At 67.2% G+C, this 12,409-nt stretch carries 15 protein-coding genes; 8 read left to right on the top strand and 7 right to left on the bottom strand.

Translation table 11 applies throughout. From position 1 onward, the window contains the following. The first annotated feature begins 111 nt into the window (after positions 1-111). The 3 genes from VBO01S_RS06465 (at position 112) to VBO01S_RS31670 (ending at position 2,783) form a co-directional block, all read left to right on the top strand. On the top strand, positions 112-1,476 hold the full coding sequence (locus tag VBO01S_RS06465) for a cache domain-containing protein (protein ID WP_062472165.1): 1,365 nt from the start codon (positions 112-114) through the stop codon (positions 1,474-1,476). 5 nt (positions 1,477-1,481) lie between these two features. Beyond that, positions 1,482-2,159: a response regulator transcription factor gene (locus VBO01S_RS06460; RefSeq protein WP_062472162.1), complete on the top strand. Its 678-nt coding sequence runs from the start codon at positions 1,482-1,484 to the stop codon at positions 2,157-2,159. A 381-nt stretch (positions 2,160-2,540) separates the two neighbouring features. After that, positions 2,541-2,783, top strand: coding sequence for a hypothetical protein (locus VBO01S_RS31670; RefSeq protein WP_255221065.1), 243 nt, complete (start codon positions 2,541-2,543; stop codon positions 2,781-2,783). A 167-nt stretch (positions 2,784-2,950) separates the two neighbouring features. Here the strand turns inward: VBO01S_RS31670 and VBO01S_RS32280 are convergent, their stop codons facing one another. Continuing rightward, a complete protein-coding gene (locus VBO01S_RS32280) occupies positions 2,951-3,241 on the bottom strand; it encodes a hypothetical protein (RefSeq protein ID WP_157627297.1) in 291 nt (96 codons plus the stop codon). A 311-nt stretch (positions 3,242-3,552) separates the two neighbouring features. On the opposite strand from VBO01S_RS32280, the gene VBO01S_RS06455 reads away from it, so the two are divergent. Next, positions 3,553-3,813, top strand: a complete 261-nt coding sequence (locus VBO01S_RS06455; protein ID WP_062472160.1) for a DUF1488 family protein — start codon at positions 3,553-3,555, stop codon at positions 3,811-3,813. Between the two features lie 19 nt (positions 3,814-3,832). On the opposite strand, the gene VBO01S_RS06450 is transcribed toward VBO01S_RS06455, so the two are convergent. Together VBO01S_RS06450 and VBO01S_RS06445 are read right to left on the bottom strand one after the other, a co-directional pair. Beyond that, positions 3,833-4,642 (bottom strand): Crp/Fnr family transcriptional regulator, encoded by an 810-nt coding sequence (locus tag VBO01S_RS06450; RefSeq protein ID WP_255221064.1) that lies wholly within the window; start codon positions 4,640-4,642, stop codon positions 3,833-3,835. A 12-nt stretch (positions 4,643-4,654) separates the two neighbouring features. Further along, positions 4,655-5,395 carry a Crp/Fnr family transcriptional regulator gene (locus VBO01S_RS06445; protein ID WP_062472156.1) on the bottom strand — a complete coding sequence of 247 codons (741 nt, stop codon included), beginning with the start codon at positions 5,393-5,395 and terminating at the stop codon, positions 4,655-4,657. A gap of 583 nt (positions 5,396-5,978) precedes the next feature. Here VBO01S_RS06445 and VBO01S_RS06440 point away from each other — a divergent pair. The 4 genes from VBO01S_RS06440 (at position 5,979) to VBO01S_RS06425 (ending at position 8,671) form a co-directional block, all read left to right on the top strand. Beyond that, positions 5,979-6,191 (top strand): hypothetical protein, encoded by a 213-nt coding sequence (locus VBO01S_RS06440; protein ID WP_062472154.1) that lies wholly within the window; start codon positions 5,979-5,981, stop codon positions 6,189-6,191. Between the two features lie 346 nt (positions 6,192-6,537). Beyond that, positions 6,538-7,200 (top strand): tRNA-uridine aminocarboxypropyltransferase, encoded by a 663-nt coding sequence (locus tag VBO01S_RS06435; RefSeq protein ID WP_062472152.1) that lies wholly within the window; start codon positions 6,538-6,540, stop codon positions 7,198-7,200. A gap of 160 nt (positions 7,201-7,360) precedes the next feature. Further along, a complete protein-coding gene (locus VBO01S_RS06430) occupies positions 7,361-8,008 on the top strand; it encodes a DUF938 domain-containing protein (protein WP_062472149.1) in 648 nt (215 codons plus the stop codon). A 105-nt stretch (positions 8,009-8,113) separates the two neighbouring features. Continuing rightward, the gene (locus VBO01S_RS06425; protein ID WP_062472146.1) at positions 8,114-8,671 is read left to right on the top strand and encodes a C40 family peptidase; all 558 of its coding nucleotides are present in this window, start codon (positions 8,114-8,116) and stop codon (positions 8,669-8,671) included. Between the two features lie 22 nt (positions 8,672-8,693). Here the strand turns inward: VBO01S_RS06425 and VBO01S_RS06420 are convergent, their stop codons facing one another. From VBO01S_RS06420 to VBO01S_RS06410, 4 genes are all read right to left on the bottom strand, one after another. After that, complete coding sequence (locus VBO01S_RS06420) at positions 8,694-9,983, bottom strand: FAD-dependent oxidoreductase (RefSeq protein WP_082818011.1); 1,290 nt, start codon at positions 9,981-9,983, stop codon at positions 8,694-8,696. A gap of 104 nt (positions 9,984-10,087) precedes the next feature. After that, complete coding sequence (locus VBO01S_RS06415; RefSeq protein WP_255221063.1) at positions 10,088-11,158, bottom strand: DUF5666 domain-containing protein; 1,071 nt, start codon at positions 11,156-11,158, stop codon at positions 10,088-10,090. Further along, a complete protein-coding gene (locus VBO01S_RS33170; RefSeq protein ID WP_255221062.1) occupies positions 11,155-11,463 on the bottom strand; it encodes a hypothetical protein in 309 nt (102 codons plus the stop codon). Before VBO01S_RS33170 ends, VBO01S_RS06415 begins: the two co-directional genes overlap by 4 nt. Continuing rightward, on the bottom strand, positions 11,460-12,302 hold the full coding sequence (locus tag VBO01S_RS06410; protein WP_062472143.1) for a DUF6502 family protein: 843 nt from the start codon (positions 12,300-12,302) through the stop codon (positions 11,460-11,462). The genes VBO01S_RS33170 and VBO01S_RS06410 overlap by 4 nt, the downstream gene beginning before the upstream one ends. Positions 12,303-12,409: the final 107 nt, after the last annotated feature.

The raw sequence follows: 12,409 nt of genomic DNA, 5'->3' as shown, positions 1-12,409 counted from the left end.
TGTAAGCCGCCCCGGCAAGACACATTCGTATCGATCGTTACCCGAATGGGATTCCTCCACGGTCGGCAAGCCGGAAGCCCTGCGCCGCCCCAGTGGTAGTCTCCCTCCCCGATGAACCTCCGCACCAAGATCGTCGCGCTGGCCGTTGCGCCCCTGCTGGTCGCGCTGGTGCTGGTGGCCCTGGCCGTGCGTCACCAGGAGCACGACCTGGCCCAGCGCGAGCGGGCGCTCATCGAGCGCAGCTACATGGCCCAGCGCCGCAGCGAGCTGCGCAGCTACGTCGACCTGGCCGTGAGCAACCTGCTGCCGCTGTACGAGTCGGGGCTGGACGACGAGGCCACGCGCACCGAGGCGCTGCGCCGCCTGGCCACGCTCAACTACGGCGACGACGGCTACTTCTTCGTCTACGACATGGACGGCAACTCGCTCATGCATTCGCGCCAGCCCGAACTGGTGGGCCAGAACCTGTGGAACCTGCGCGATTCGCACGGCCGCTTCACCATCCAGGAGCTGATCCAGGGCGCGCGCGACAAGGGCGGCGCCTACGTCGAGTACGAATGGCGCAAGCCTTCCAGCGCGCAGATGGCGCCCAAGCTCGGCTACGTCACCGCGCTGCCGCGCTGGAACTGGATGGTCGGCACCGGCCTGTACCTGGACGACATCCAGTCGACCATGGACACCCTCGACCGGCAGATGAACGCCAACGTCACCGCCACGCTGCTGTGGATCGCCGGCATCGCCGCGTTGTGCCTGGGCGTGGTCAGCGCGGCCGGGCTGCTGCTCAACCTCAGCGAGCACCGCACGGCCGAAGCCAAGCTGCGCCTGCTCGCGCGCCGCGTGGTGCAGTCGCAGGAAGAGGAGCGCGGCCACCTCGCGCGCGAACTGCACGACGGCACCAGCCAGACGCTCGTGTCGGCCAAGCTGCTCATCGAATCGGCCGTGGAGCAACTCGACCGCGCGCACCAGTCGCCGCCGCCCGCGCTCGGCAAGGCGCTGCAGCGGCTGAACGATTCGCTCACCGAGGTGCGCCGCATCTCGCACCGGCTGCGCCCCGCGCTGCTCGACACCCTGGGCCTGCCCGCTGCGCTGGAGCGCCTGGGCGCCGAGTTCGGTGAAGAAGGCGGCGTGGACGCATCCATCATGGTCGAGGGCGAACCCTTCGAGCTGTCGCAAGAAGCCAAGACCGCGCTCTTTCGCGTCACGCAGGAAGCGTTGACCAATGTGCGCAAACACGCGCGAGCGCAACAGGTGCACATCGCCCTGGGCTTCGACGAAGAGGCGGTGCGCCTGGAGATCAGCGACGACGGCGTCGGCTTCAACGTCGAGGCCATGCAGCTCGACCCGCAGCGCGGCATCGGCCTGCGCAACATGCGCGAGCGCATGGAGTCCATCGAAGGTCGGCTGCGCATGCGCTCGGGCCGCGGCCACACCTCCATCGTGGCCGAAGTGCCGGTGCGGCGCGCAAAGCCAGAATAGCGGCCATGAAAGAAGACCCCGCCGCTGCTGCTGCTCCCGTTGTCGTGCGCCTGTTCCTGGTCGACGACCACCCGCTGGTGCGCGATGGCCTGCGCGCGCGCCTGGGCGCCATGCCCGGCCTGGAGATCGTGGGCGAGGCCGGCAGCGCGGCCGAGGCGCTGGCACTCATCGGCCCCGCGCAGCCGCACCTCGTGCTCATGGACGTGGGCATGAAGGACATGAACGGCATCGAGCTGGCGGCGCTGCTGCTGCAACAACAACAGCCGCACCAGCAGCCCGCGCCGCACATCGTGATGCTCAGCATGTACGACAACCCCGAGTACGTGCAGAAGGCCCTGCAGGTCGGCGCACGCGGCTACGTGCTGAAAGACGCGCCGGCGGCGGAGATCGTGGCCGCCATCGAGGCCGTGTCGGCGGGCGGCACCTTCCTGAGCCCGGCCGTGTCGAAGAAACTCTTTCGCAACCAGACGCCGCGCCCGCTGCTCACGCCGCGCGAGAGCGAAATCTTGAGTGCGCTCGGCCGCGGCGAATCGAGCAAGCAGATCGCGCGCGACCTCGGCCTGAGCGTGCGCACCGTGGAGGCGCACCGCCAGAGCATCAAGCGGCGCCTGGGCATCGAAGGGCAGGCGGAGCTCATCAAGTACGCGGTGGAGCACGCGCGGGAGTTCGGCGGGCAGGGCTGAGGCGCTGCTGTCGATGCGGGGCTCGGGCCCTGCTTTCAGGGCCTGACTGTCAGGGCTTTGTGAATCGCCGCTGCCGCAGCGCGATTACTTGCGCGAACCGCGCATTCCTCGGCGAAATTTCTCTCTGTGCCGGGCAGGACTTCTCTACAGTGAATGCCCCTGTGATGACACGACCCGCTATGTGGGCGAGGAGGGCAGCACACACCACACCACGGACCACTGACTGATTGAGTGAATGAAGGAACCGCTTCGCCTCACGGCGGGCCATCGATGCAGATCGATCGATGCGAACGTGAGGCACAAAAGGCGACGGCCACGGTGCGCGAACACCATGACCGTCTAACCAAGTGACGTGCATTACTTTGACAAGGAGCACAACAAATGGCTAAACGAATTATGGCCCGGCCTACCGGGTCGACCCCTCCCCAAGCAACCACCCCGAGCGCAGCAGACCTGCTGGAATGCAAGCTGGAACAACTGAACTCACTGCTCTGGTGCTGCCACGGCGCCGGCGATGGCTGGTTTGAAGACGCGGGGGCAGGGCATCGGGACAACCTGCTGTGGATCGCGTCGGATTTGGCGCGGGATGCGGCGGCGTTGTTTCAGGAGAGTGGGGGAGGGTGAGAGTTTGGCGCCGGTATTGGATACCGGGGTGGCTGCTTCAGACTGATTGCTGCCGCTCGGGGCGATATGCATCGAGGGCGGCTTTGCGACCCGGCGCGGACTTCCGCCTCGCAAATCTGCCCGGGCCGTCTAGCTGAAGTAGACACGAACCAGCCGGAGCGCTCGTGTCAATAAACGGAGGTTCCAAACGCTCTGTGGCTTGGGCGACTGCTCGCATGCGTTGTGTCTTCAGTCTCGCCAAAGCGACGCAACAAGGCACATACGGTCGGTCGCCCAGCAGGCTCTACAGCATGGTTGTCGATGTCAGTTCGCAGCGTCTCGTCGAGCGTTGGCGTGTCGCCCCTGGCCAGTCGAACTTCGATCGACCACACAATGGCGTCACGAAGGATTTTCGGCATGCTGCGCCCACTGAGGTAAGTCCGAAGCAGCGACTCGGCGGTGAACTGGGAAGGTGTCATGGACCCCTCCGTTGAAGAAGTTGAAGCCGCCACACTACCGCGCAGGAGAACTTTCGACCGTGCGCTGGCGCACAGACCGAAAACAAAAGGCGCGCCATGATCTGGTTGACGGCCATCCGGCGCTGGTAGAGGAAGCTTAAGCACCCGCCCATCAAGAGCGGCACCTCGATGCCGGCGGGCCGTCACCTCGCCGGATTTCATGGCAAAGGCCAAGCACTTGGGCCTGCGGAGCGATCAACTCCCGTTGTCTTACGGCCGCGAAGCGCCAAGCGTGTGATAGTGCACAGCCGCCCCCAAGAAAGATTCTCGCAATGTCCGATGCTCCCTACTTTCATGATGCCTCTGGCTCCGTCCGCTTCTGGGTGGACCTGGAAGGCAACCGGTTCGTGAGTGCCAGCGTCGGGAGCCAAGCGCTGCGCTATCACTTTCACACATCCGAGAGCGCCGATCCGCTTGAAACCTTCGGCCACCATGTCGAAGAGATAGAAGCCGCGGTGCGGCGGCGTCTCTCACAGGGAGCCATGGAGCCGGTGATGCTGCGAGAGAACGATCTTCATGTTCCTGCCGTGTGAATGGCAGGAAGGCCGCCCGTCATGAGATCAACCGCGCGTAGTTGCGCTGGTTGGCCCGATAGCAATCGCACGCCGCATTTTCCAATCCCTGGCGATCCGTGATCGTGATGGCGCCGCGGCGGTATTCGATCAGCCGACGCTCGTGCAGTGCCGTCGCTGCATTGGTGATGCCGACCCTGCGCACCCCCAGCATGCGACCCAGTACTTCATGAGTCAGTGCCAGGTGTGCGGAGTGCGCGCAATCCTGCGTGGTCAGTAGCCAGCGCGCCAGGCGCTCCTCGATCAGATGGAAGCGGTTGCACAGGCCCGAGCGGCCCAGCTCCATCAGCAGCACACAGACGTAGCGGTTGAGAACACGCCTGAGCATCGTGTTGTGCTCCAGTTCCTGAGCAAAGGACTGCGCTGTCAGGCGCCAGGCCAGACCGCCGCCTTGAACGAACGCTCGCAACGGTGCGCTCTGAACACCCAGCGACAGTTCGTAGCCCAAGGCGCCCTCGTTGCCCACCAAGCCTGTTTGCAGGCCGTCGTGGCCGTCCGCCGTGGAAACCAGCGAAACAAAGGCGCTCGTGGGGAAGTGGATGTGGTGGATGGCATCGCCCGGCTCGTAGAGCGTCTGGGCCGCGGCCAGTGGCACGCTCTCGCATTTTTCGAGCAGACGCGCCCTGACCATCGGCGGCAGCACTTCGAGCAGACGGTTGTGAATGGGGCGGGTCGGATGGGATGTCACAGAGCCCCTGTTGAGAGGGGCCAGCGCGAAAATGCGTGACCCGCCGCATTGTTGCCGATGCGATGGCTCACGTCTGTGCGGCGGCGCACCGAGCGTGACCATCGGCGCGGCGAATCAGCTTGCCACTTGGCGAGGCAGCAGCCGATCCGTTTCGCGCTTCACGACCTCATAGCATTCACACACCTGCTGTTCCAGGCCCGGGCGGTCGAGTACCGTGATGTGACCTCGCGCGTACTTGATCAGGTTCAGACGCTGCAATTTGCCTGCCGCCTCCGTCACGCCTTCGCGTCTCACGCCGAGCATGTTGGCGATCAGCTCCTGCGTCATGACCAGTTCATTGCCCGGCAATCTGTCCAGGCTCAACAACAGCCAGCGGCACAGCTGCTGCTCGAGCGAATGATGCCGGTTGCACACCGCCGTTTGCGACATCTGGGTGATGAGCGATTGGGTGTAGCGCAGCAAGAGGTGAAGCAACGGGCCCCCCTTGTCCGTCAGCTCCTGAACGTGGGTGGCACTCAGCCTGAAGGCCTTGCCTGCACTTTGCACCACGGCACGATTGGGGGTGCTACCTCCGCCCATCAGGAGCGACACGCCCACCATGCCTTCGAAGCCGACGACCGCGATCTCCGCCGACTGCCCGTTCTCCAGCACGTACAGCAGGGAGACGATGCAATCGACGGGGAAGAAAACGTGTCGCTGCACCACCCCCGACTCGTAGAGCACCTCCCCGAGACGCAGCGGCACCAGTTCGAGGAACGGCTCCATTCGGGCCATCACCTCGAGAGGGATGGCATCCAGCAGTTCGTTGTGTGCAGCGGCCCGACGCAACGAAGAAGAACGAGGAGGCAATGCCATGGGCGAGATCTGCTTCCAAATTTTCATGATTCTGCGACTGAAATCCGGCGTCTGTGCGCTGGCGTACCAATCGCCGGGACGTTTTTTTGGGGGGCTTGGTGCGCCAGCGAACAGTCAGGGACTCACTTTCTGGCTAGCGTGGGCCCCCAGAACCTCGCCTTGGAGAGCAACCCCATGTACGCCATGAGCCCCGCGGAAATCGACACCGAGAACCTGGCGCGCACTTGCTTGTACGGCCGTCAATTGCCCCGAATCCTGCACCGACCGGTGCGTGGGTTTCGGGCACATGGTTGGGTGGCCGCAAGTTCTCAGCAGTCAACGCTGCCGCCCAACACAGACCCGGGAAATCCAATGCCTATACATCTGCTCCGCCGCTTTTGCCGCGCGCGACCGCCTGTGCCGACCGATGATCTGGAGGAGACTCGAATGCGCGGAGTGCTGCGCAGCGCGGGGTTGATCGAGGCCGAACCTCCGTCCCCCGCTGTACCCACGGGGGCGAGTCGTCTGTTCAGGCCGGGCCACCGTGATGCGCGTGACGCCCAAAAGGCATGCTGCATCGGAACAAGCGCATTGAGCCCGTAGCATGGCCAAGCTTCTCGTGCACACAGCGACGGTGACTCTCAGCTTGCCCTTCGACATTGACGCGGACGCCGAAGTCGCAGCCCTTCGCGGCGCAGGAATCCCCGTTGATGCGCTCGGCAACGCAGAGTCTGGCTACCTGTTCGTGAGGCTCGCCAACAACCGCTGCGACAACATCTTCCGGTGGTTTCCCAACAAGAAATTCTCAAAACCCTGAGAGGCTGCATTGATCTCTACGTCGGCGGCGAATGGCAGCAGGGATTTTCGGGGGTAGATTCTTCTGACGCGGGAGGCTACCCCTTGCTTACGGCCGGCGATCTTGATTGGGGGGGCACATGGGCTCATGCGAGTGCGATGCGCCATTGAACTCAAAGCAGACGTCCGTCGCTTCGCAGTCGATTTCTACAATCGCTGCGAAGCAGTCGGTCGATCTCTCGCATCGAAGGACCGCATCGGGCCCACTGCGGTCTTCCGACATTGTCCAAAGCTGCCGGTCGTCGCGCCACTAAGAGACATCTCCTTCCACGCATTGTCTAGCCAGGCACGCTGAATAAAACCCAACCATGTCCGCCGCTGTAGTCCCACGCCCCCAGTGCACCGCTTGCCTGCGCCCGCTCAGCGCCTGCATTTGCCGCTGGGTCGCGCCCACTGCCCACACGGTGGAGGTACTAGTGCTGCAGCACCCGTTGGAGGTACACCAGGCCAAAGGCAGTGCCCGCCTGCTGCACCTCAGCTTGGCGCACTGCCGCTTGGTGGTGGGTGAGGCATTTGCCGTACCCGTCTGGCCGGAGGACGGCAAGCACACGCTGCTGCTGTACCCGGACAGTCTGCAAGATACCGCCCCGGACCTGCGAGTCCCACCCCCGCTACCGCCCGAGTGGCCGCAAGCCCCGTCGCGCCTGCGCCTGGTCGTGCTGGACGGCACCTGGCGCAAAAGCCGAAAGATGCTCTACCAAAGCCCGCCACTGCAACAGTTGCCCCGCTTGGCCCTGCACAACCTGCCGCCTTCGCACTACCGTATCCGCAAAGCCCATGGGCCCGACCAACTGTCCACGCTGGAGGCGACCTGCTCCGCCTTGTGCCAACTGGAAGGCGGTGCGGCGCGGTTCCAGCCCTTGTTGAATGCCTTCGACGGGTTTGTCGAGTACTTGGAGCAGGCTGGCGGGCAGCGAAACGCGCAAACCGACAAGTCCTGCCCTCGATCAAGGGATACAGGGTTCATTTAAGCGACCAGGTGAATGGCCGGTTTTGGCCGATAGTACCTATTCGTCTCGCAGGCGCCAACGACGGCAACCGCTGCATTGCCGACATTGCGGAACTACGAAACGGATCTGAGCGATCTTGCTTTGATACCCTGTAAGTTGTACCTGCCCGAAGCTTCTCGTGATGCCCGACCTCCCTTTCAGCCCCGCCGCCGACCGCAACAAACAACCCATCCTCGATGCCCTGACCCGCATCCTCGGTGAGCGCGGCACCGCCTTGGAAATCGCCTCCGGCACAGGCCAACACGCCGCCTGGTTCGCCGCCGCCATGCCCTCATGGACCTGGCAGCCCACCGACGCAGACGCCCGCTCGATCCCCGCGATCGCCAGTCGCGTCGAGCAGGCCGCGCTGCCCAATCTGCGCCCACCGCTGCTGCTCGACGTGATGGCGCCGCAGTGGCCCTCGCAAGGCTCCGCGTTCGTTCAAGAAGGCAAAGCAGAAGAAGGGTTCGACGCCATCTACTGCGCCAACATGCTGCACATCGCACCCTGGCCCACCTGCGCCGCGCTGATGGCCGGTGCCTCGCGGCATCTGCGTGCCGGCAGCGGCGTGCTGATCACCTACGGGCCTTACTTCGAAGACGAAGCACAGCACGGCCCCACGGCACCGAGCAATCTGGCGTTCGACGAAGACCTGCGCGCGCGCAATCCCGCGTGGGGCATTCGTCGGCTCGACGACGTGGTGGCAGAAGCACGCCGAGTCGGCCTCGCGTTGCGCGAGCGGCACGCGATGCCTGCGAACAACCTGCTGCTGGTCTTCGGCTTCAGCTGATGACGAGGACGGGCGAGGGCGTTGTCGCCCGCCAAGGGGCTCTGCATTGCGATCCGGCCCACTCGCGCTAGAGTCGGGCCACGTCCACAAGACCGGCCTGCGCCCATGCTCGACACACCATTGCCGACGCCTCCTCATTCCCCCGCATCGCTGTCGCTGCTGCAGCAGCGGCTCCTGTTCCGACTGATCCCCGCCGTCACCGCCTGCCTCCTGGCCATCGGCTGCGCAAGCCCGCCGCCGACGCGCACGCCCGGTGGTTCGGTGCCCAGCAGCAACATCCCGCCGTTGACGTCGGAGCAGTCGAACAGCATCACGATCCATGCGCTGGGGCTGGTCGGCACGCCGTACCGCTATGGCGGCAACTCGCCCGAGGGCGGGTTCGATTGCAGCGGGCTCATCGGCTACGTGTACCGCCACAGCGTGGGGCAGGTGCCGCCGCGCACGGTGTCGCGCATGGCGGGCTTCGGCCGGCCGGTGCCGATGTCGGAGCTTCGCTCGGGCGACCTGGTGTTGTTCGGCTCGGCGTCGCCCACGCATGCGGGCATCTATGTGGGCGACGGGCGTTTCGTGCATGCGCCGTCCACGGGTGGCGAGGTGCGGCTCGACCGGCTCGACGGCGTGTACTGGTCGCGCCAGCCGACGCAGGCGCGACGGCCCGGCTGATCCGACGAACCCGATTCGCGCGTTACGCGCGCGGCGACTGCACGTGCTCGGCCCGCACGCCGATGCCCACGGCGCGCGCCGGCAGGGTGCGCAGCCACGGCCAGCGCCCCAGCAGGCGCAGGGGCCAGGGCATGGGGCGGGGCGCGGTCGATGCCGCTGCCTTGCGGCTGAGCACGGGCATCAGCACGCGGTCCTGCACGAGGCGCTGCGCGGCCTGGGTGACGCGCACGGGCCATTCGCGGCGGCGCTGCAGCTGGGGCAGCAGGTTGTCGATTTCCTTGTCGGTGGCGCTGCCGGCCAGCGACGCGGCCAGCAGGTTGGCGGCGGCCACGGCGTCCTGCACGGCGAGGTTGATGCCGACGCCGCCCACGGGCGACATGGCGTGCGCGGCGTCGCCGATGCACAGCAGGCCGGGGCACGACCACGATTCGAGCCGGTCGACGGTCACTTCGAGCAGCTTCACGGCCTCCCAGTCGGGCAGGGCCTCGGGCAGGCGTGTGGCGAAGAAGGGCGCGATGCGCGCGATCTCGGCGTGGAAGGCGGCAATGCCGCGCGACTGCAGTTCGGCGCTGCCGCCCTTGCGGATGACGAAGGCGCACTGCCAGTAGTCGCCGCGGTTGAGCGTCACCAGGAGGTGGCCCGCCGCGATGTGGCCGCCGGTGGCTTCGGGGTCGCCGGGGAGCTTGGGAATGCGCATCCACAGCACGTCGATGGGCGCGCCGTAGCTGATGTGCGGTAGCGCCGCCGCGTCGCGCAGGGTGGAGTGGCGGCCGTCGGCGGCCACGATGAGGGAGGCGTGCAGCTCGATGTCCTTCGGGCCGCCGCTGTCGGGGCGCCGGGCGCCGACGCGAACTTTCACGCCGTTGACGCGACCCTTGTCCTGCAGCAGGCCGACGGCCTCGGCGTCGGTCCACAGCTCGAAGCCGGGGTAGCGCCGCGCCTCGTCGCACATGAAGTCCAGGAACTCCCATTGCGGCATGAGCACCAGGAAGCGGGCGTGCGTGGGCAGCCGCCTGAAGTCGGCAATGGTCACGCCGCGGCCTTCGTAGGTGCCGCGCAGCTCTTCGATGCGGTTGTGCGGGCGTTGCAGGAAGGCGTCGAGCAGGCCGAGTTCGTGCAGCACTTCGAGGGTCGAGGGGTGCACGGTGTCGCCCCGGAAGTCGCGCAGGAAGTCGAGGTGTTTCTCGAGCACGACGACGGGCACGCCCGCGCGCGCAAGCAGCAGGCCCAGCACCATGCCGGCCGGGCCGCCGCCGGCAATGCAGCAGCGGGGCGACGTGGGAGCGGGCGCAGAGGTGGTGTGTGTGTCCATGGCTCCGATCGATCCGGTCGCGCCATGGGTGGCGTGGCCTGTGGGGCGCGGTGCGTGCACCCTGGGTGCATGCACTGCGCGGCCGGACCGCCAGGGCCCGGACCTCAGGGCTGCATGAAGCTCACGCTTTGGGCGATGAGCACGCCGTCGACCACGCGGTCGCCAACGACGGTCACGCGCTTGCCGTTGCCCAGGTCCGCGGCGGTGCCGTTTTCGAAGATGGTACCGGAGCCGCTGGCATCCACGCGCTGGCCGCGCACGATGAAGTCGGCGGCCGACATGTAGTTGGCGATGGGGCCGATCACGGTGAACGACACCGGCCCGCCAGTGCCGGGCACGTGGCGGATGCGCAGTTTCTTGACCACGAGCACCTGGCCCGAGAGGAAACCGTCGACCTCGACCTTCACGCCGTTGCCGATGGAGCCGCTGGGCCCGCCGGTGATCTGGGCGTTGCGCGCGTCGATCTTGTTGCCGAGCACGCGGAAGTCGCCGAGCGCGGCGAAGTCGGTGACCACGCCGGCCAGCTGCAGCGCGATGCCGTCGGCCGAGGGAATGGCGTACCAGCCCTGCACCTGGGTGGCGGTGAAGCGGCCGGCGGCCGGCGCCGCCGTGCCGCGCACGCGGACGATGGTGCCGTTGGCCAGGCTCGCGGCATCGATGCCGGGGCCGAAGGCCGCGCCGCCGAAGTCGATGGTCAGCAGGCCGAGCGTGAACTGCTGGCCGCCGCGGTCGAGGTTCTGCACGGTGCCGGTCACCAGCGGGGCGATGGTGGCGGGCGCCACCTGCACGCGCGTGGCGCGCAGCGTGCCCGGCGCGGCGGGCAGGCCCCACACCTGCACCACGGCGCCGTCGACCAGGTCGCTGGCGCCCTTGGCGTCGCCCCAGACGGTGGCGTTGTCGGTGGTCACGCGGGCGCCCATGACGGTGAAGCTGCCGTCCTTCAGGTCGATGGCCGACACGGCGCCGCGCAGCTCGGCGGCCGAGACGACCGTGGCGGCGATGCCGCTGGTGAAGTTGGCGTCGACCTTGCCGGCGATGCGCGCGCTCATGCCGATCTGCAGCTCGGTGGTGTCCTCGAGGCTGAAGGTGGCGCTGTCGGTGTTGTAACGCAGGCCGTTGAGGATCACGCTGCCCAGGCCGTCGGCCGCGCCGATGCCGGCGGCGTCGGCGGTCACGCCGGTGCCGCCGGAGCCCACGCCCGAGCCGTCGCCCGTTGGGTGTTGCTGGCGGTGCTGTCGCCGCCGGCGCCCGTGCTTCCCGTGCTGCCGTTGCCCGTGCCGCTGCCGGCGTCACCCGAGCCGCCGTCGCCGCCCCCACCGCCGTTGCCGTTGCCGGTGGCCGTGGTGCCGGCGGTGCCGAAACCCAATGTGCCGCCGCCTCCACTGCCACCGCCGCCTCCCCCGCAGGACAGAAGCAGGGCCATGGCGCCGGCCATCAGCAGGCCGCGCACGAGTCGCAAGGAGAGGGGAGGCGTGTTCATCGGGGGGACTCGTTGTGCTGGGGCGCTCCGGGGGCGGGCGCGCCTTCTTCGTCTTCGTAATACGTGTAGATGCCGACGCGGATGCGCGCCTTCGCGGTGGCCTCGGGGGGCACGCGGTCGACGGCTTCGGTCATCTCGCGGGCCAGCTCGTGGTGCAGGCCGGCCCAGCGCTCGCGCACGAGGCGTTCGATGGCCGTGCAGTCGGCCAGCGTGAGCCCGCGCGCGTACACGGCGCGCTCGAGCATGCGGGGCTGTTCGCCCAGGGTGTTGGAGACGGCGGCCAGCAGGTGGTCGCGGCCGTTGTCGCCCAGGAAGGCGAGCATCGACTGCAGGTCTTCCACCGGCACGAAGCCGTCGGCCGTGAGTTCGGCGCTACCGTCGCTTTCGGCCACCATCTGCAGGCGCACCAGCTCGTCGAGGATGGTGCGGTGGTGCACGTTGCCCCGGCTGGCCAGGCGGGCCACGCGCTCGAACGAGGGCCCGTCACCCTCGGTGACGACGGGCAGGCGGCGCAGGGAGTCGTCGTCGGTGGTCATCTGTAACCACAACGTAAAAGTCTTGGCGGCCGCTGACAGCTCGGTGTGCGGCAGCGGGTCGACGGTGGCGCGGACCTTGGCGGTGACGACCTTGCGGTTCAGCCCGGTGGTGACCGAAATCTGGCTGAGGTTGGGCTTGGTCACGCCCTGGGCGCGCCAGGTGCGCTGGGCTTCCTCGATGAGCAGGTCGCGCAGCAGGGCTTCGAGGTGCGGGTGCTTGACGCCCATGGCCAGCGCCAGCCGGACCAAGGGCCTGAGGATGCGAGCGCAGGCGGCAAGGGCCCAGTCCAGCCGGTGTTCCATGAATGCGGGAGCGTTGTTCCTGGTGAAGGTCGTCAAGGCAAGAGAGGCGGGACCGGCGCCCGGGCTTGCCACAGGGCCCTATTGTCGTTCGTCCGGCGGACCCCCTC

Origin of the sequence: Variovorax boronicumulans NBRC 103145 (assembly GCF_001591345.1) — a bacterium.
GTDB classification, from domain to species: Bacteria; Pseudomonadota; Gammaproteobacteria; order Burkholderiales; family Burkholderiaceae_C; genus Variovorax; species Variovorax boronicumulans.
The sequence above is the reverse complement of the archived record's forward strand: the minus strand, read 5'-3'. Positions and strand labels throughout refer to the sequence as shown.

What these genes read in the sequence shown, in the direction of transcription:
- VBO01S_RS06465 (WP_062472165.1), top strand. Translation starts at nt 112, where the DNA reads ATGAACCTCCGCACCAAGATCGTCGCGCTGGCCGTTGCGCCCCTGCTG.
- VBO01S_RS06460 (WP_062472162.1), top strand. Translation starts at nt 1,482, where the DNA reads ATGAAAGAAGACCCCGCCGCTGCTGCTGCTCCCGTTGTCGTGCGCCTG.
- VBO01S_RS31670 (WP_255221065.1), top strand. Translation starts at nt 2,541, where the DNA reads ATGGCTAAACGAATTATGGCCCGGCCTACCGGGTCGACCCCTCCCCAA.
- VBO01S_RS32280 (WP_157627297.1), bottom strand. Translation starts at nt 3,241, where the DNA reads ATGACACCTTCCCAGTTCACCGCCGAGTCGCTGCTTCGGACTTACCTC.
- VBO01S_RS06455 (WP_062472160.1), top strand. Translation starts at nt 3,553, where the DNA reads ATGTCCGATGCTCCCTACTTTCATGATGCCTCTGGCTCCGTCCGCTTC.
- VBO01S_RS06450 (WP_255221064.1), bottom strand. Translation starts at nt 4,642, where the DNA reads ATGGTCACGCTCGGTGCGCCGCCGCACAGACGTGAGCCATCGCATCGG.
- VBO01S_RS06445 (WP_062472156.1), bottom strand. Translation starts at nt 5,395, where the DNA reads ATGGCATTGCCTCCTCGTTCTTCTTCGTTGCGTCGGGCCGCTGCACAC.
- VBO01S_RS06440 (WP_062472154.1), top strand. Translation starts at nt 5,979, where the DNA reads ATGGCCAAGCTTCTCGTGCACACAGCGACGGTGACTCTCAGCTTGCCC.
- VBO01S_RS06435 (WP_062472152.1), top strand. Translation starts at nt 6,538, where the DNA reads ATGTCCGCCGCTGTAGTCCCACGCCCCCAGTGCACCGCTTGCCTGCGC.
- VBO01S_RS06430 (WP_062472149.1), top strand. Translation starts at nt 7,361, where the DNA reads ATGCCCGACCTCCCTTTCAGCCCCGCCGCCGACCGCAACAAACAACCC.
- VBO01S_RS06425 (WP_062472146.1), top strand. Translation starts at nt 8,114, where the DNA reads ATGCTCGACACACCATTGCCGACGCCTCCTCATTCCCCCGCATCGCTG.
- VBO01S_RS06420 (WP_082818011.1), bottom strand. Translation starts at nt 9,983, where the DNA reads ATGGACACACACACCACCTCTGCGCCCGCTCCCACGTCGCCCCGCTGC.
- VBO01S_RS33170 (WP_255221062.1), bottom strand. Translation starts at nt 11,463, where the DNA reads ATGAACACGCCTCCCCTCTCCTTGCGACTCGTGCGCGGCCTGCTGATG.
- VBO01S_RS06410 (WP_062472143.1), bottom strand. Translation starts at nt 12,302, where the DNA reads ATGGAACACCGGCTGGACTGGGCCCTTGCCGCCTGCGCTCGCATCCTC.